This is a genomic window from Dorea sp. BIOML-A1 (assembly GCF_009875615.1).
Classification (GTDB): domain Bacteria; phylum Bacillota; class Clostridia; order Lachnospirales; family Lachnospiraceae; genus Dorea_A; species Dorea_A amylophila.
The window spans coordinates 28,848-46,523 of record NZ_WWSA01000025.1; the positions used below are offsets into that span (position 1 = coordinate 28,848).

At 41.2% G+C, this 17,676-nt stretch carries 11 protein-coding genes and 2 riboswitches; of the genes, 2 read left to right on the top strand and 9 right to left on the bottom strand.

Annotation, left to right across the window (positions count from 1 at the left end; translation table 11 throughout):
• Window positions 1-11 precede the first annotated feature (11 nt).
• The 7 genes from GT508_RS10285 to GT508_RS10315 all read right to left on the bottom strand — a co-directional run bounded on the left by GT508_RS10285 (window position 12) and on the right by GT508_RS10315 (window position 11,923).
• Complete coding sequence (locus GT508_RS10285; protein WP_161144162.1) at window positions 12-2,933, bottom strand: insulinase family protein; 2,922 nt, start codon at window positions 2,931-2,933, stop codon at window positions 12-14.
• 235 nt (window positions 2,934-3,168) lie between these two features.
• Window positions 3,169-4,782 (bottom strand): Na+/H+ antiporter NhaC family protein, encoded by a 1,614-nt coding sequence (locus GT508_RS10290; RefSeq protein WP_161144163.1) that lies wholly within the window; start codon window positions 4,780-4,782, stop codon window positions 3,169-3,171.
• A gap of 183 nt (window positions 4,783-4,965) precedes the next feature.
• Window positions 4,966-5,151, bottom strand: a riboswitch (Lysine riboswitch).
• A 146-nt stretch (window positions 5,152-5,297) separates the two neighbouring features.
• Window positions 5,298-8,840 carry a pyruvate:ferredoxin (flavodoxin) oxidoreductase gene (nifJ, locus tag GT508_RS10295; RefSeq protein ID WP_161144164.1) on the bottom strand — a complete coding sequence of 1,181 codons (3,543 nt, stop codon included), beginning with the start codon at window positions 8,838-8,840 and terminating at the stop codon, window positions 5,298-5,300.
• A 185-nt stretch (window positions 8,841-9,025) separates the two neighbouring features.
• Window positions 9,026-10,606 carry an ABC1 kinase family protein gene (locus GT508_RS10300; protein ID WP_022415084.1) on the bottom strand — a complete coding sequence of 527 codons (1,581 nt, stop codon included), beginning with the start codon at window positions 10,604-10,606 and terminating at the stop codon, window positions 9,026-9,028.
• 14 nt (window positions 10,607-10,620) lie between these two features.
• On the bottom strand, window positions 10,621-11,034 hold the full coding sequence (locus GT508_RS10305) for a phasin family protein (RefSeq protein WP_161144165.1): 414 nt from the start codon (window positions 11,032-11,034) through the stop codon (window positions 10,621-10,623).
• 21 nt (window positions 11,035-11,055) lie between these two features.
• On the bottom strand, window positions 11,056-11,433 hold the full coding sequence (locus GT508_RS10310) for a diacylglycerol kinase (RefSeq protein ID WP_022415082.1): 378 nt from the start codon (window positions 11,431-11,433) through the stop codon (window positions 11,056-11,058).
• A 142-nt stretch (window positions 11,434-11,575) separates the two neighbouring features.
• Window positions 11,576-11,923 (bottom strand): hypothetical protein, encoded by a 348-nt coding sequence (locus tag GT508_RS10315; RefSeq protein ID WP_227080540.1) that lies wholly within the window; start codon window positions 11,921-11,923, stop codon window positions 11,576-11,578.
• Window positions 11,924-12,429: 506 nt separating this feature from the next.
• Between GT508_RS10315 and GT508_RS10320 the strand changes: the two genes are divergently transcribed.
• Window positions 12,430-13,386 carry an Rpn family recombination-promoting nuclease/putative transposase gene (locus GT508_RS10320; RefSeq protein WP_161144167.1) on the top strand — a complete coding sequence of 319 codons (957 nt, stop codon included), beginning with the start codon at window positions 12,430-12,432 and terminating at the stop codon, window positions 13,384-13,386.
• A gap of 124 nt (window positions 13,387-13,510) precedes the next feature.
• Here GT508_RS10320 and GT508_RS10325 read toward each other — a convergent pair whose 3' ends face one another.
• A complete protein-coding gene (locus tag GT508_RS10325) occupies window positions 13,511-14,968 on the bottom strand; it encodes an alanine/glycine:cation symporter family protein (RefSeq protein ID WP_161144168.1) in 1,458 nt (485 codons plus the stop codon).
• A 1-nt stretch (window position 14,969) separates the two neighbouring features.
• Window positions 14,970-15,074: riboswitch (glycine riboswitch) on the bottom strand.
• Window positions 15,075-15,305: 231 nt separating this feature from the next.
• Window positions 15,306-15,839 carry a DUF3877 family protein gene (locus GT508_RS10330; protein ID WP_028087070.1) on the bottom strand — a complete coding sequence of 178 codons (534 nt, stop codon included), beginning with the start codon at window positions 15,837-15,839 and terminating at the stop codon, window positions 15,306-15,308.
• A 147-nt stretch (window positions 15,840-15,986) separates the two neighbouring features.
• Here GT508_RS10330 and GT508_RS10335 point away from each other — a divergent pair, with 147 nt between their 5' ends.
• The gene (locus tag GT508_RS10335; RefSeq protein WP_161144169.1) at window positions 15,987-17,252 is read left to right on the top strand and encodes a dihydroorotase; all 1,266 of its coding nucleotides are present in this window, start codon (window positions 15,987-15,989) and stop codon (window positions 17,250-17,252) included.
• Window positions 17,253-17,676: the final 424 nt, after the last annotated feature.

Sequence of the window (17,676 nt, forward strand, 5' to 3'; positions counted from 1 at the left end):
ATTGAAGACACCTAAAATGTTGTCACATTTTTAAACATATCTTTTGCTTCTTCTATCTTCTCTTCGCTTCCGATCACACAAATCTGTCCGGCTTTCATTACCGCTTCTACGACATCTGCCAGTTTTCGGATGTCTTCCTGACCTGCCTCCAGGATCTGAAGACGTTCTTTTTTGATCGTCTCTGCACTGACTTTATTCATGTACAGATTAAACGAACGTTCTCCTTTTGCAGACGGTGTCATCGGCTGGTCAATGTTACTCATGGTTCCGATAATATATTTGTTCATGTCACGGTCACTGACAGTAAAGTTTCTCAGATAATCTGCGATGCCTTCATAGACTTCCATTGTTCTTTCCAGGTTCGGATCACGGTAAGATACAAAATAGCCCTCTCCGGTACGGCTGAATCCGCTCATACATCCATAAGCTCCGCCTTTGACACGGATATTCTGCCACAGGTAATCATAACTTAAGATCACCTTCAATATCTGCAGTGCTCCTGTATAGTCAGCTCCATTGTCAATAAAGTTACCGGTTCTTGCCACATACTGTACTTTGGAAGCAGTCTTGAATCCCTCGTTCTTCATCTCACAGTGCAGTACGCATCTGGTATCTCCCACCGGATCTTCGAACATTGCTTTCTTCAGACCTTCTACCAGCTCTTCCATGCCGTTCAGGCCCTCTTTTGCAGCCGTGTAACTGATCATTATATTGTCTGCACGGAACAGCTTATGAGCCAGCATCTGAAGCTTCTGTACCAATACGTCTTTTTCTTCTTCAAAATGTTCCTCGATATAAGCGATCTTATCATAGAACTCGATACCGCTTGTCATGTCTTTTAACTTAGATGACGGAGATGCATAAGACATCGCACGAAGCACTGCTGTTGTATGTCCAGATGACTGGAATTTCATAAGAAGTCTTGACTTCTGCATCGCAAGAATCTCTCTGATTCTCTTGGTATCTCCCAGTTTCGAACGTGTCAGGATCTCCTCCATCATCCGGAATACGACTGGCAGCTTCTGATATAATGCCTTTCCTTTGATTTCAAATGTTGCTTTGAATTCTTTTTCTGGCACTTTGGAAATGTCTGTATACAGTTCCAGTGATGTTCCGATACCGCCGGTATGCACGTTGATCTCATTAAAGAGTTCTCCGTACTTATAATTCTCGGTATCAATGACTCCAAGTACTCCCTGCAGGATTCCGACATACGGAAGATCTGCTTCTTCCACACCTGACATATCGAATAACACATCCACGTATCCGATGCCATTTGTCTCAATCTCATGGTAAACTACCGGTACATCTGCGATTCTTTTTTCTTCATTGATGATCGGCTCAATCTCTTTTGAAATATCTTCTCTTGAAAGAACCGGGATCTTCTCAAGATTTTCTACTGCATCCGGTGCTGACTGATATGCCTCTAATGCATTGGAACGCTCTACCAGTTCTTTTCTTTCTTCTTCTGTAAGACTTTCTTTGTATGCCTGTAACTTCTCCTGAAGTTCTTTGTCCATTCTTGCAGTACGTCCTTTTTCCGGCTTGATCAGCACAATCGCACCGTGCGTATTCTCTAACAGATATTTGCGGATCAGTTCTTCATAATATCCTGTTCCGACCTGTGCCTTTAAGAACTCGAATGTATCCAGCGCTTCGATATGGATAAATGGTTTTTCGTCATCGTATAACCAGCTGTCCATAATCTGCAGTCCGTACATCAGTCCCTTCGGATAACCTCCGAAATCCGCCTCTCTGTAACGGAACTCATTATAATTGATTCCGGCTTCTAGAGCTTTCTTATCCATTCCATTTTCAACAATATCTTTTAATGTATCCTCGATTACTTTCACAAATGCTTCTTTCTGTTCTACATTCGCATTCTTCGCAATGACAGAAAAGATCGGCTGGTAAATTCCGTTGTCATACGATCCCATAATGTCTTTTCCGATCCCGGCATCCGTAAGTGCTCTCTTAAGCGGTGCTCCCGGTGCAGATAACAATGCATAATCCAATACTTCAAATGCCAGATACAGCTTCTCATCCAGGCTTGTTCCAATGACTTTATTGTAAGAAATGTAAGTATTATCCTCTTCTGATTCATCGCTTGCTATGGAATATGGCATCTCTTTTTCGATTACTTTATCAAATGGTTCCTGATAGCGGATCTTGGAATCTACCGGCGCATAGTCGAATTTGCTCAGATATTCCTGATCCAGCCAGTTTAATTTTTCTTCCATGTCCATATTTCCATACAGGTAAATGTAACTGTTTGACGGATGATAATATCTTCTGTGGAAATCCAGGAACTGCTCATACGTAAGTTCCGGAATCACTTCCGGATCCCCGCCAGATTCGTTCGCATATGAGGTATCCGGGAACAGTGTATTCAATACCACTCTGTCCAGTACACCTTCCGGTGAAGAGAATGCTCCCTTCATCTCATTATATACAACACCGTTGTAAGCCAGATCATCTTCCAGAGAATCCATCTTGTAGCTCCAGCCTTCCTGACGGAAGATCTCTTCATGCTGATAAATATTCGGATAGAATACCGCATCCATATATACATGCATCAGATTCTGGAAATCCTTATCATTACAGCTTGCTACCGGGTAAACCGTCTTATCCGGATAAGTCATTGCATTTAAAAATGTATTCAGTGAACCCTTTACCAGTTCTACGAACGGATCCTTCGCCGGAAAATTCTTAGATCCACACAGTACGGAATGTTCCATGATATGTGGTACTCCGGTACTGTCTGACGGCGGTGTACGGAATCCGATATTGAATACCTTGTTGTCATCATCATTTTCTATCAGTAAGATCCTTGCCCCGCTCTTCTTATGCTTTAACAGCATTCCGTGGGATTTGATCCCTTTTAAATCTTCTTCCTTTACTAATTCGTAAGCACTTAAGTCTTTTACACTCATGAATTTCTATGTTCTCCTTTCGTCTGCAATCTTCCATTTCCCCAAAGCAGAAGATTCTTCTGCCCCGCAATATATCTACTGGAATAATTGCCACTCATGCAAGATATTATAACACCTTTCTTATTATTCTGCACCTATCAAAAAAAGACTCCAAAGCAACTTTTGCGCCACATACTTTTATGCAAGGCAAAGAGTCTTTGAAGTCTCTGCTAATTTTAATTTTTTAACAAATCATTTATGAATGGCTTTCTGTTCTCTTCTTCATGAGCAGTAAAGCTGCTACCAGAAGTACCATACCGATCGGAAGACAGATCAATGCATTCTGAACAAATCCGGCAATTACATAAGTAATGCAGGAAACAACTGCAACGGTTGCCGCATACGGTAACTGTGTCGTTACATGGTTGACATGATTACACTGCGCTCCCGCGGATGCCATGATCGTTGTATCCGAAATAGGCGAACAATGATCTCCACATACAGCTCCCGCCATACAAGCTGAGATAGAGATGATCATCATAGTCTCGTTCGTTCCCTGGAATACCGCTACTACGATCGGGATCAGGATTCCGAATGTTCCCCATGATGTTCCAGTTGCAAATGCGAGGAAGCATCCTACGAGGAAGATAATTGCAGGCAGGAAGTTTAATAATCCTCCAGCTGCGGACTGCATAACATTAGCCACATACTCCGCTGCGCCAAGACTGTCTGTCATTGCTTTTAATGTCCATGCAAATGTCAGGATCAGGATTGCAGGTACCATAGCCTTGAATCCTTCCGGAACACATTCCATAGATTCACGGAACTTAAGTACTTTTCTAAGCGCATAGAATACAACCGTAACAACCAATGCGAAGAAACTTCCAAGCATCAGACCTACCGATGCATCACTTGCCGAAAATGCTTTAACAAAGCCTGTTCCACTAAAGAAGCCTCCTGTATAAAGCATACCGCAGATGCAGAAAATGATCAGGACCACTATCGGGAATACCAGATCGATCACTTTTCCCTTTTCTTCTACGATCTCATTCTCAGCATTTGCATATGGCCTGTCCGGTGTAGTATAGATATCACCCTTTACAGCATTATCTTCATGTAATTTCATCGGGCCATAATCAATCTTAAGCACTACGATCAAAACCATTGCAAGAATTGTGAGTAAAGCATAATAGTTATACGGAATCGCACGCATAAAAATAGAAAATCCATCTTCACCTTTTACAAATCCTGTTACAGCCGCTGCCCATGATGAGATTGGAGCAATGATACATACCGGTGCCGCTGTCGCATCGATCAGATACGCCAGTTTCGCACGTGATACATTGTGCTTATCTGTGATCGGACGCATAACACTTCCAACTGTCAGGCAGTTAAAATAATCATCAATAAAGATCAGGATTCCAAGCACGATCGTTGCAAGCTGTGCCCCAACTCTTGTCTTGATGTGAATACTAGCCCAACGCCCAAATGCTGCCGAACCTCCTGCATTATTCATCATGCAGACCATAATTCCAAGAATAACCAGGAATACCAGGATTCCCATATTATAGCTATCTGTCAGTACTCCTACGATTCCATCTTCAAATATATGCAATACTGCCTTTTCAAAATGGAAATTAGACCAGAAGATTCCTCCGATCGCAATTCCGACAAACAAGGAACTATACACTTCTTTCGTGATCAGTGCAAGACCAATTGCCACAATTGGGGGTACCAGTGCCCAGAATGATGAATACATCTTTGGTACATACTCTTTTCCTCCATCTGCCGCAAATACGGTAATTGCACCGCATGCAAAGATCATGAGGCAGGTGAGTACGGCAAAGAGTAATTTTTTTCTTTTTCTCATAACTCTCTCCTTCGTTTTTTTTCCAAAAAAATACCATGAACAATTTCCTCTGCGTGGATTGCTCATGGCATATATCATCTTATAAGCAGGACATCCGTATTTTCAGATCATTCAACACTTCATTTATGTCCTCTATATAACTCTAAATACAAATTACATAATTAAACTCTTATATCTTCTATATACTCCGATAGCGCTCCACTTACTGAAGTGACAGTCCGCAGCATATTCTGCTGCGTCCCAGGAAGTATATCTCGAATATAATAAGGGATGATATCTTCCTTCGGCAGTTTTCCCTTTCAGGCAGAAATGATTTCCCTTTATCTGTTATTCTACCTTACTGATGAAACCTGCGCCTCTATCTAGTCTCATTATTCATATAATAATATTTTTATCATCTTTGATCTATTTTGTCAATACAATATGGCAAATGCATGACAACGCAAAACTCCCGCAGATCCTTTCGAATCTGCGGGAGTCATGATTTATACTATTCTATTGCTAATCAGATATGATTACTCCTCTACTTTGTAAAGGTCTGTCAGTTTTGACAGGTAATCGTATCTTTCCATAGCCTCTGCCTCATTCTTAGCGAAGAGTCTTGCAGCCTTTTCCGGATTAGCTCTCTTAAGAGCATTGTAACGAACTTCTCCGTCAAGGAATGCCTGGTAATCTTCTTCCTTAGGCTGTTTGCTGTCAAGAGTGAACTTGCTTCCCTTTTCAGCTGCAGGATTGAATCTGAAGTTGTTCCAGTATCCGCATTCTACTGCTAACTGTTCCTCTGTCTGAGCTTTGCTCATACCCTTCTTGATACCATGGTTGATACATGGAGCGTATGCGATGATCAGAGATGGTCCCGGATAAGCCTCAGCCTCTGCAATTGCTTTTACAGTCTGGTTGAAGTCTCCACCCATAGCGATCTGTGCAACGTATACATATCCATAGCTCATAGCCATGCTTGCAAGGTCTTTCTTCTTCGTCTCTTTTCCGCCTGCTGCGAACTGAGCTGTAGCACCAGTCTTAGTAGCCTTAGAAGACTGTCCACCTGTGTTAGAGTAAACCTCTGTATCGAATACCATGATGTTGATGTCTTCACCACTTGCTAATACGTGGTCAACTCCACCGAATCCGATATCGTAAGCCCATCCGTCACCACCGAAGATCCACTGAGATTTCTTACCGAGGAAGTCTTTATTCTTAACGATGTCTTTGCATGTATCACAATCACATCCGTCTAATGCTGCAACTAATTTATCTGTAGCATCTCCGTTTGTAATACCACATGTGAATGTATCGAGGTATTCCTGACAAGCTGCCTTAACCTCTGCTGAAGCCTGCTCTGATGCTGCAACAGTTTCAACTTCTTCTTTCAGTCTCTTTCTGATTGCTTTCTGAGCAAGTAACATACCATATCCAAACTCTGCGTTGTCTTCGAACAGTGAGTTAGACCATGCAGGTCCCTGTCCCTTAGAGTTCATTGTGTATGGTGTAGACGGTGAAGAGTTACCCCAAATTGAAGAACATCCTGTTGCATTAGCGATGTACATTCTGTCACCAAATAACTGTGTGATCAGTTTTGCATAAGGTGTTTCTCCACAACCTGCACAAGCTCCTGAGAACTCAAGTAATGGCTGTTTGAACTGGCTTCCCTTAACTGTCTCTGGTTTGAATTTAGCAACAACTTCTGGTTTAACCTCGATCTCACGTCCGAAATCAAAGATATCCTGCTCTGCTGCATTTTCTTCCATGTTTGCCATAACAAGAGCTTTTTCACCCTTCTTACCTGGGCAAACGTTTACACAAGATCCACATCCTGTACAGTCATAAGCTGATACAGTCATAGTGAATTTCATTCCCGGCATACCGATCATATCGATTGCTTTTGTTCCTTCCGGAGCTTTTGCAAGTTCATCCTCTGTAAGTGCTACCGGGCGGATAACTGCATGTGGGCAGACATATGCACAACGGTTACACTGGATACAGTTCTCTGACTGCCATACAGGGATATCTACTGCGATACCACGTTTCTCATATGCTGCACTACCTGATGGTGTAGATCCATCTGCATAGTCAGTAAATGTAGATACTGGCAGAGTATTTCCTTCCTGAGCATTAACCTTAGACTGGATGTTCTTAACGAATGCTACAACATCGTCTTTTCCACCCTTAACTTCTGGTGTGAATAATCCTTCGTCTTCACAAGATTTCCAAGATTCCGGAACTTCGATCTCAACTACCTGTTTAGCACCGGCATCGATAGCATCGTAGTTCATCTGTACGATCTTGTCACCTTTTCTTCCGTAAGTAGCTTTTGCAGCTTTCTTCATCAGATCGATTGCTTCTTCTTCCGGAATGATAGATGCCAGTTTGAAGAATGCTGACTGAAGGACTGTATTGATACGTCCGCCAAGTCCGATCTCTTTACCGATCTTAATACCATCAATTGTGTAGAACTTGATGTTGTGATCAGCGATGAATGCTTTTACCTGTCCTGGTAAATGTTTCTCAAGACCTTCCATGTCCCAAGAGCAGTTCAGAAGGAATGTTCCTCCGTCAACTAATTCCTGAACCATGTTGTATTTGTTTACATAAGATGGGTTGTGACATGCTACAAAGTTAGCCTTGTGGATCAGGTAAGTAGATTTGATTGGCTTCTTACCGAAACGCAGGTGAGACATTGTAACACCACCAGACTTCTTAGAGTCATAGTCGAAGTAAGCCTGTGCATACATGTCAGTATTGTCACCGATGATCTTGATAGAGTTCTTGTTAGCTCCTACAGTACCGTCAGCTCCAAGTCCCCAGAACTTACAGTTGATTGTTCCTTCTGGTGTTGTAACCAGTGGTGCACCAACTTCAAGTGAAAGATTTGTAACATCATCGTTGATACCGATTGTGAATCTTTCTTTGTCTGCGTTGTTGAATACTGCAACGATCTGTGCAGGTGTTGTATCTTTAGATCCTAATCCGTAACGTCCGCCGTTAACCGGTACTGCGTCGAACTTAGATCCCTTTAATGCAGAAACAACATCCAGGAATAATGGCTCTCCCTGAGCTCCTGGTTCTTTTGTTCTGTCAAGTACGTTGATGTATTTTACTGTGTCAGGAATTGCATCAATTAATGCCTGTGCACAGAATGGTCTGTAAAGACGAACCTTAACAACACCAACTTTTTCCCCAGCTGCTGTTAAGTAATCGATTGTCTCTTCGATTGTGTCACATACAGAACCCATAGCAATGATAACTTTCTCTGCGTCTGCTGCTCCGTAGTAGTTGAAGAGTTTGTAATCTGTTCCGATCTTCTCGTTAACTTTGTCCATGTACTCCTGTACGATAGCCGGCATAGCATCGTAGTATGGGTTACATGCTTCTCTTGCCTGGAAGAAAATGTCCGGGTTCTGAGCTGAACCTCTCTGGCATGGGTGATTTGGATTCAGTGCATGATTTCTGAATGCATCGATTGCGTCCATATCTACCAGATCTTTCAGATCTTCGTAATCCCATGTCTCAATCTTCTGAATCTCGTGTGATGTACGGAATCCATCGAAGAAGTTGATAAATGGAAGTTTTCCTTTTAATGCTGCGCAGTGTGCAACTGGTGTTAAGTCCATAACTTCCTGTACGCTGGATTCGCAAAGCATTGCTGCACCAGTCTGACGACAGGCGTAAACATCAGAGTGATCTCCGAAGATATTCAGTGCGTGGCTTGCAAGCGCACGAGCGGATACGTTAAATACTCCAGGAAGCTGTTCTCCTGCTACTTTATATAAGTTAGGAATCATTAACAGAAGTCCCTGTGATGCTGTAAATGTTGTTGTCAGAGCACCAGCAGAAAGAGATCCGTGTACTGCTCCTGCAGCACCAGCTTCTGACTGCATCTCTGTTACCTGAACAGTCTGTCCAAATATGTTCTTTCTTCCTTCTGTAGCCCATTCATCTACATGTTCCGGCATAACGGATGATGGTGTAATAGGGTAAATTGCTGCAACTTCTGTATATGCATATGAAGCATGAGCTGCGGCCTGGTTACCATCCATGGTCTTCATTTTTCTTGCCATTTTCGTTGTTCCTCCTTGATAATAGTACAAATCATATATTGACGTGTATGGTTTTATTATATCTCCTGTATCATCAAAAGTCTAGCGATTCCGACTGTTATTTTGTTCATTTTTTGGTACAAATACAGATTCTCGTATCATTTTGTCGGCATATTTGCCCATAAAACCGAGAATAAATCTCAAATTCATTTGGAAAGAATATGCTTAATAAGCACATACATCACAATCGCAAATGCAAATAAATACCCAATCGCACCAATTGCCGGGATCCCGCAGATCTTCGGGCTCATATTGGTAGTGCAGATAATGCTTGAACTAATCAGCAATGCCATCACCCACAATCCCATTACCACATTCCGCACAAGACGCCTCAGTAACTGTGCCAGATCGTTGGATGCATGCAGATCCAGGTTGACTCTTGTCTGACCTTTCATCAGACCATGCAATGCATCCGCTGCAAGTCCCGGGACTTCTACTGCTTTATGCATCGAACGGTAAAGATTCTTTCCTGCATGTTTTAATTCTTTTTTCCAATCCAGATCTTTCCACATACTCTCTGAAATATGTCTGGATGCGATCTCGATCATATTGATCTGTGGAGCAATGTCTGCAAGTACGCCTTCCATGTTAGTCAATCCTCTTGCCAGCATCGTCAGACCATGCGGCATACGGATCTTATTTTCCTTCATCACTTCCATAAGATCCATCATCACTTCTGCAACATCGATCTCTCCCATATCTAAGGACCCATACTTCGACATCAGTTCACTGATATCTTCATACAATACGCTCTGATCTGGTTTCTCTTTAAATTCACCCAGTGCCATGACTGCTTCCTGGATCATGCCGATATCATTTTCTGCAATGCCGCGGATTGCTTTTCCGATCAGTTCTTTATCCCGTTCGGTCAGTCTTCCCATCATTCCCATATCGATCCATACAATCTTGCCATCCTGGATCTTTACATTTCCCGGGTGGGGATCTGCATGGAAGAAACCGTCTTCCATCACCTGTTTGATATAATTATCGATCAGCTTGATCCCGATCTCTTCCAGATCGTATCCGCCTGCCAGAAGTTTCTCTTTATCATCGATTGCAGGCCCTTCGATGTATTCCATGACCAGCACATGCATGGTTGTATATTCCTGATATAGTTTCGGTGTTCTTACATATACGACATCCGCATTCCGTCTGGCAAACTCTTCCATATTCGATGCTTCGGTGAGAAAATTCATCTCTTCCCGTGTCACATTCCAAAGTTCATCCAGTACCTGGTCGAAGTCAGCCATTCCTTTCAGACTGATCGGCGGCATCAGCTTTACTGCCTTCCGAAGGAGTCCGATATCTCTTGCCATAATTTCATAAATACCTGTTCGCTGAACCTTGATAACAACCTGTTCACCGCTGAGCAGTTCTGCTCTGTGGACCTGTGCAATGGATGCTGATCCCAGTGGTGTATCGGAAATAAATGCAAATATTTCATTCCACGGACAACCATATGCCTGTTCGATTACTTCTTTTACTTCCGGAAATTCCATCGGAGTTACTTCTGAACGCAGACACATCAGTTCATCACAATACCTTTTCGGTAAAATGTCTGAATGCAGTGACATAATCTGACCGATTTTAATATAAGTAGGCCCCAGATCCTCCAGTATCATCCGGAGTTTCTGAGGCGTAATTCCCCTGGTGATTCCATATTTATGAAGTACGGATGTAATCTCCTTTAACCTGGTACGGTATTCTTTGGATTCTCCCTTACTCATGAACCTGTTCCTCTTTAAATGTCCTCGTTCTCAGCTGTCTCTTCTTCCGCTGCTTTCTCTGCCGCATCTTCGCATACGGATTCGTCTGCCAGATCTTCTACCGTCTCTGCAGCTTCAAATTCTTCCTGTTTTTTCTCCATCTCATCAATTCTCTGTTTCAACAATGCCATCTGTTCCGGAGTCATCTTATCCAAAAGCTCATCCAGTTCTTCCGGTGAAGATGTTTTTACTTTTACATTCACTTTTTCTTTTACTGTCGACTTGATGTTATGCTTAAGTTCTTCATTCAGTGCTTTGCCCTGTTCAACAGTCAGCTCACCCTTTTTCACCATCTCATCCAGAAGTTCTTTTGATTTCTCTCCTGTGACTGCAACTGCTCCGATTCCTGCAAGTAATACTTTCTTTAATCCGCTTCCTAACTTTTCCATAGGTCGTTCTCCTTTCGATGTCTATATAGACAGGCTTTCCAAAAGCTTTGGAATAAATATGATCATCCCTGCAATTGCTGCCATGATTGCCGCGATCAGTACTGCTCCTGCTGCAGCATCTTTTGCAAGCTTTGCAAGCGGCTTTCTCTCTTTCGTGACCAGATCGACCACTGCTTCCACCGCCGTATTCACCATTTCCAATGCCATGACCAGACCAAACAATGTCAGGCAAATACACCACTCTACCGGTGTAATATGAAATACGAATCCTGCGATCACCACACAAACCATTGCCACACAATGAATCTTCATATTCCGTTCCTTCGTTACCACTGCAAATATTCCGGCAAATGCATAACCGAAGCTTTTATACAATGGATCTTTCTTTTGTTTCTTCATTTTTGCACCTGTCCTTTGTTTTCTTACATTTTAACACGTTTTACACGAATTTACACAAACATTATGTATTTTTTGTTTTATTTTCTGTGTTTTTAAATTAGATATTCTGTTTTATATTTTCTTTATTAGCATAGTATTTTTCTTATTGTGGAATACAATCTAACTTTTTCACCATAAATTCATATATTTCCGCCTCATATCCCGATGCATATAAGTTTTGAATCGAATGATAGCGATGAATAACAATATATGTTTCTTCACCTTCTGTGAATTCAACTGTAAACAACCCCTTCAAGACTCCCTGAAAGCCCATTCTTTTTATCCCATTTATTTTAAGGAAATATATGCCATTCTTTTTTTCAAAATCGTAATACAATGTATCCTGAATTTCGGGCATCTGCAATTTCAGGATAACTTCTGTTACCGATAACTCTGTTTTGAATATCAGTTTTTGTCCTGCATTTTGATAGGTTCCATTTGAATACTTCATGTATCGCTTCCAACGCCTCATAATAGACCATACTGCTCCCACTGTTAGAAATACAAAAAATACATAAAAAAACAAAGAATTTCTCATATTTATCCTTTCTTTTCATACCACCGCTCTAATTTTCGGATATTATCTTTCCATTATTTTATTATACCTTAAAGCATTTCTCAATAAGGATATAGGCAAGGAATATACATTTACAATTTTTTTATTGCAATACTTATAATTTTATGCTACCTTATCCTTACGCAGTAATCATTCGAAAAACTGCATAAGAATCTATTAACATATCGGCAAATAATCTTACAGGCTCAGATAATCGGGCAGATAATCCGATGACACCCCACAAAGTTGAATATCGTTTGAAGAATTTTATCAAAATAGTCTAAAAAAATTCTTATAATTTTTTTCCTTTTCTAATAAAAGAATCTGTGCTAAAATATAAGAAGATAGAGAATTCTTTACTTCATACGATAGTTCATCTTGCAAGTAAAAGGAGAATTCTTATGAGAAAAACTAAAGAGAAACAGCGTAATATAACCAATCAAGGAAAAGCAGTAGCAGATATAAAAGAAACAGATGACCGGAAACAGGCTGATTTTATCATGCTTCCAACTGTTGATTTCTGTTTTAAAGAGATGATGCATAATAAAAATGTTCGCAAAGGAATCATCGCAGCTATATTAAATGTACATCCAGATGAAGTAGAGGATACACAACTTCTACCGACAATTCTTAGAAAAGAATCAGAGGATGATAAATATGGCATTTTGGATGTCAGAGTAAAATTAAAAAGCGGAACACAGATGGACTTTGAAATGCAGGTTATCTATTATGACTACTGGGCGAATCGAACCATTTATTATCTAAGCAAAATGTATTCAGAACAACTCAATGAAGGCGATGGTTATGATAATATTCAAAAATGTATTCAGGTAAGTATTCTCAATCATGTACTCATTTCCGAAGATGATAAATATTATCGTCGAATTGCATTTTGTGATACACAAACCGGAAAAGAATACTCCGACATGATGGAAATACATCTCCTTGAATTACCTAAATTACCACCAGAACAACAAAGCGAAACAGACTTGATACAATGGATGCGTTTTCTGAGTGGAAAAAACAGGGAGGATTTGAAACGAATGGCTGAAAAAAATTCAAACCTACAGGAAGCATACAATGAATTGGACAGATTAAGTGCAGATAAAAAAAAGCGCTTGGAATATGAAGCCCGTCAAAAGGCAATCAGAGATAAAAATATTCTGCTCAAAACTGGAGAAAATCGTGGAATTGAAAAGGGTGAACGCATCGGATTCGAAAAAGGGACACAGGCAACACTTGAAAAACTTATTCTCTCAATGCTCAAAGAACAACTCCCATTAGATAAAATTTCCTCAATAACAGGTGAATCTTTAGAGGCAATCCAGACACTTGGAAAGAAGTACGGACTTTTATAACTTTCTGCATCTTGCATAAATTTTCGTCAAAATAAGCGACTCAAAAATAATAACAGGAATTCTGATCTTTATACCAGAATCCCTGCTATTTTATCACCACATTCTCTATAGCACTTATATTCTATTATACATTCTCTGCATTCATTCCTTTGAGAATTCTCTGATTCTTCTCTTCCACATTCAGCTTTTCCGTAAATGCTTTCGTTTCTTTTACTATAACTTTGCTGAGTGCAAGCAAGGCTATCAGATTCGGGATTGCCATCAATGCATTGAAGATATCTGCGATATTCCATACTGCCGCAACCGTCATATATGGTCCGATGAATACACATATAATATAAAGCCATCTATACGCTCTTACAGCTTTCATATTCTTATTAAACAGATATTCCAGGCATCGTTCTCCGTAATAATCCCATCCAAGAATCGTTGTAAATGCAAAGAATACCAGACAAATCATCAATGCAAAGGATGCCACAACCGGCGGGAACGGAAGTCCCTTCTGAAAGGCCGCTGTCGTAATTTCCACACCTTCCAGTCCCGTATTCCATGTTCCTGTAATGACAATAGAAAGTCCTGTCATCGTACAGATTACGATCGTATCAATAAATGTACCGGTCATTGACACCAGTCCCTGTCTTGCAGGTTCTTTGGTCTGTGCTGCAGCCGCTGCGATCGGTGCGCTTCCAAGTCCGGATTCATTCGAGAAGATTCCTCTGGCAATACCTTTCTGCATTGCTACGATCATACTTCCCATTGCACCACCGGCCAGTGCGCTTCCGGTAAATGCTGATTTTACAATTGTTACAATAGCTGCCGGAATTGCGGTAATATTTGTCACCATGATAATGACTGCCAATACTACATACAGAATCGCCATGAACGGAACGACGATCTCAGATACTTTTGCAATTCTCTTGATTCCACCTAATACAACCATTCCGACACATACCGTCAGTACCAGACAGGATATTACAGTTGCCCATGAATAATCATTTCCAAATAATGCTACTGTATATGCCATGTTCGGATCAAAAAAGTTACGGACTGCAGATGAGATACCATTCACCTGTGTAAATGTACCAATTCCGAATAATCCAACCCCTGCTCCAAAGAATGCAAATATCTTTGCAAGCCATCTGAACTTTACACCCATTCCATTCTCAATATAATAGAATGGTCCGCCAAGTACATGCCCGTCTTCATCGATCGTACGGTATTTTACTGCCAGAAGACCTTCTGAATACTTTGTTGCCATTCCTAAAAATGCTGTCAGGATCATCCAGAATAACGCTCCCGGTCCACCTGCAGAAATTGCAGTTGCCACACCGACGATATTACCGGTACCGATTGTTGCCGATAATGCGGTACAAAGAGCTCCAAAGCTAGTTACTTCTCCGTGTCCATCTTCTTCATTTTTCACCATGAATTTTAACGCTTTCCCAAGATACCTTACCTGAAGAAGGCCCAAGCGCACAGTCAGAAAAATTCCTGTGACCAGAATTAAGATGATTAACGGAAGTCCCCATACGACTCCGTCAAACCATGTGATAAAAGTGTCAATACGTCCAAAAATTCCCATAATTCATTCCTCCATCCTTTTGCCTGAGAGATTTGCAGATCTGTTTTCTGCTTACACCTTCGGCGCTTTTCATTTCATTACGAAAAGACTCTCCTGAGTTTTTTATGATAACGTAATCGCATTGCAGCAAATTCGTCAAAGTAATTGTCATTATTTTGAGAATAAATCCTCACCCAAATCGCTTTAGCACGTCTTTGCTTTAGCACGATGTAGGATAGCTTATCATGAATCTTTACATATAGCAAGATATTTTATAATTAAAAATGCAGGCAGCATTTATAAGTTATAATTATAATTCCTGTCTGCATCTGTATTTTTATTCTTTTCCGACTGCCTTTCAGAATCCGAAATCTGCATAATCTTCCGGCAAAAAACGGTGATAGATCATATGACACCCTTCGTCCTTAAAGCAGTAATAGTATTCGTCCTCATTTTCTTCCGGAAATCTTACCCAAAAGTCAAATTCTCCGTTGTGCATATCTCCCACCCTGATATCTTTTGCCTCTTTCTGAAATATCGCAAGGATATCTTCTTTTTTGATTCCGTGATTCATCATCAGCTCCACCAGCTTTTTGATGAATTCATTTTCTGCCGTATGTTCATGTACATAGACACTTCCCTGTTCCGGAATATGCAGGCAGAATCTGTCTTTTTTGTGCGTCACACAGATATCTCCGAGTTTTTTCTTTACTTCTTCCGGGAACTGTTCCAGACGTGTCTGCATCTCATCCACATCGTCATCCGCCTCAAAGAAATGATTGAGGGAAATCAATGGATAATACAAACGGATCTCTTCTTTCCGAAATCCAAGTTTTGCCTGTTCTTCTTTTATAATATCGATCAAATTTTTTTCCAAACGTTTAAATCCCATTTCTGTTCTACGTGCTCCTTTTATTTCTCATATATTCAGCTTTCCTGTTCCATGTCTCCTAATTGACAAGCTCATTTCCAATACATTATACTACATTTATAATATTTACTGTATTTTAACATCAGATTTTTAAGGAGGAAATTTATCATGATCATCAAACATGGACTTGTGGTAGATCCTGCATCTGGTCTGTCCGAGCATATGGATATACTGGTGAAGAACGGAAAAATTGCAAGAATCGCACCTGAAATTTCAGAAGATTCCGAGGAGATTCTAGAAGCCGGAGGACTCGTTGTCGGACCGGGACTCATCGATACACATGTACATTTCCGTGATCCGGGATTTACATATAAAGAAGATATCCATACAGGAGCAAAGGCATCTGCAAAAGGCGGGTTTACTACTGTAATCTGTATGGCGAATACATCCCCTACGGTCGACAATACAGACACCCTAAAAGATAATCTTGCACGTGCTTCCAAAGAAGATATCCGTATCTTCCAGGCTGCTGCAATCTCCCATTCATTAAAGGGCCGGGACGAAGTAGACATGCTTGCATTAAAAGAAGCCGGGGCATGCGGATTTACCGATGACGGCATCCCTCTTCTGAATGCTGAGTTCTGCTATCAAGCGATGAAAAATGCCGCAAAGTTAAACGTTCCGATCAGTCTTCACGAAGAAGACCCGGCTTTTATCCGCAACAACGGAATCAATCATGGCAAAGTATCCGATGCACTCGGCATCTACGGTTCTCCATCCATTGCCGAAGAAGCACTGGTGGCAAGAGACTGTCTTCTGGCGCTCCGTTCCGGTGCAGATGTTGTAATCCAGCATATCAGTTCCGGTGTATCGATTGATCTGATCCGTACATACAAAAAACTGGGAGCAAAATTACACGCTGAGGCAACACCGCACCACTTCTCCTTAACAGAAGACGCTGTTTTGGAACATGGCACGCTGGCAAAGATGAATCCGCCGCTTCGTACGGAAAATGACCGCCAGCAGATTATTGCAGGACTCGCTGATGGAACTATTGACCTAATTGCTACGGATCATGCCCCACACAGCACAGAAGAAAAATCCAAACCGATCACAGAAGCCCCAAGCGGCATTATCGGTCTCGAGACCTCCCTTGCACTCGGTATCACCAACCTTGTAAAGCCCGGATATCTGACCATGATACAACTTCTGGAAAAAATGACAGTGAATCCTGCAAAGCTATACCATCTGCCTTACGGAACAATTCAGGAAGGTGCAGATGCAGACTTTGTTATATTTGACCCTGATGAAACATGGATCCCGAAAGAATATACTTCCAAATCATCAAACTCACCATTTACCGGAGAGGAACTTACCGGTAAGGTGAAATATACGATCTGCGGAGGAAACGTCGTATATTCTGATATAAAATAAGCTTGGGATTTAATTTATTAACTGGGAAGCGGCCTCTCAGTCCTTGAAGGAAACAATAGATAAGGCTTCTTGTTCAGGTTCCATACCATAAGAAACACTAAGAGAGCCAGAATCACCTAAAAGCAAAGGAACTACGCTCAAACTCGGCGTTCGCCTCAAACACGTTCGCTTCGTTCCTTTAACGGTGCTTCTGACTCTCCAACTGTTTCTAACGGCATTCCACATTCACAATAATCCTTATCTATTGTTTCCTTCAAGTCGTGACTGGCAGCGAATGTTAATAAATAAAATGCCCGGAAGTGTAACCCGGTGAAGGCCACTACGGTTACGCAATTGCCATTTCATTCGTAAGGCATTCGACACCCACGGAATAAAAAGTAGAAAGCCGTTCCAGTGAATGTGAAGAAGGTGTTGGAAATAGTTA

Excerpts from the sequence above, each read along its gene's own strand:
- GT508_RS10315 (WP_227080540.1), bottom strand. The coding sequence starts at position 11,923 with ATGAAGTATTCAAATGGAACCTATCAAAATGCAGGACAAAAACTGATA.
- GT508_RS10335 (WP_161144169.1), top strand. The coding sequence starts at position 15,987 with ATGATCATCAAACATGGACTTGTGGTAGATCCTGCATCTGGTCTGTCC.
- GT508_RS10325 (WP_161144168.1), bottom strand. The coding sequence starts at position 14,968 with ATGGGAATTTTTGGACGTATTGACACTTTTATCACATGGTTTGACGGA.
- GT508_RS10330 (WP_028087070.1), bottom strand. The coding sequence starts at position 15,839 with ATGGGATTTAAACGTTTGGAAAAAAATTTGATCGATATTATAAAAGAA.
- GT508_RS10290 (WP_161144163.1), bottom strand. The coding sequence starts at position 4,782 with ATGAGAAAAAGAAAAAAATTACTCTTTGCCGTACTCACCTGCCTCATG.
- GT508_RS10285 (WP_161144162.1), bottom strand. The coding sequence starts at position 2,933 with ATGAGTGTAAAAGACTTAAGTGCTTACGAATTAGTAAAGGAAGAAGAT.
- GT508_RS10310 (WP_022415082.1), bottom strand. The coding sequence starts at position 11,433 with ATGAAGAAACAAAAGAAAGATCCATTGTATAAAAGCTTCGGTTATGCA.
- GT508_RS10300 (WP_022415084.1), bottom strand. The coding sequence starts at position 10,606 with ATGAGTAAGGGAGAATCCAAAGAATACCGTACCAGGTTAAAGGAGATT.
- GT508_RS10305 (WP_161144165.1), bottom strand. The coding sequence starts at position 11,034 with ATGGAAAAGTTAGGAAGCGGATTAAAGAAAGTATTACTTGCAGGAATC.
- GT508_RS10320 (WP_161144167.1), top strand. The coding sequence starts at position 12,430 with ATGAGAAAAACTAAAGAGAAACAGCGTAATATAACCAATCAAGGAAAA.
- nifJ (WP_161144164.1), bottom strand. The coding sequence starts at position 8,840 with ATGGCAAGAAAAATGAAGACCATGGATGGTAACCAGGCCGCAGCTCAT.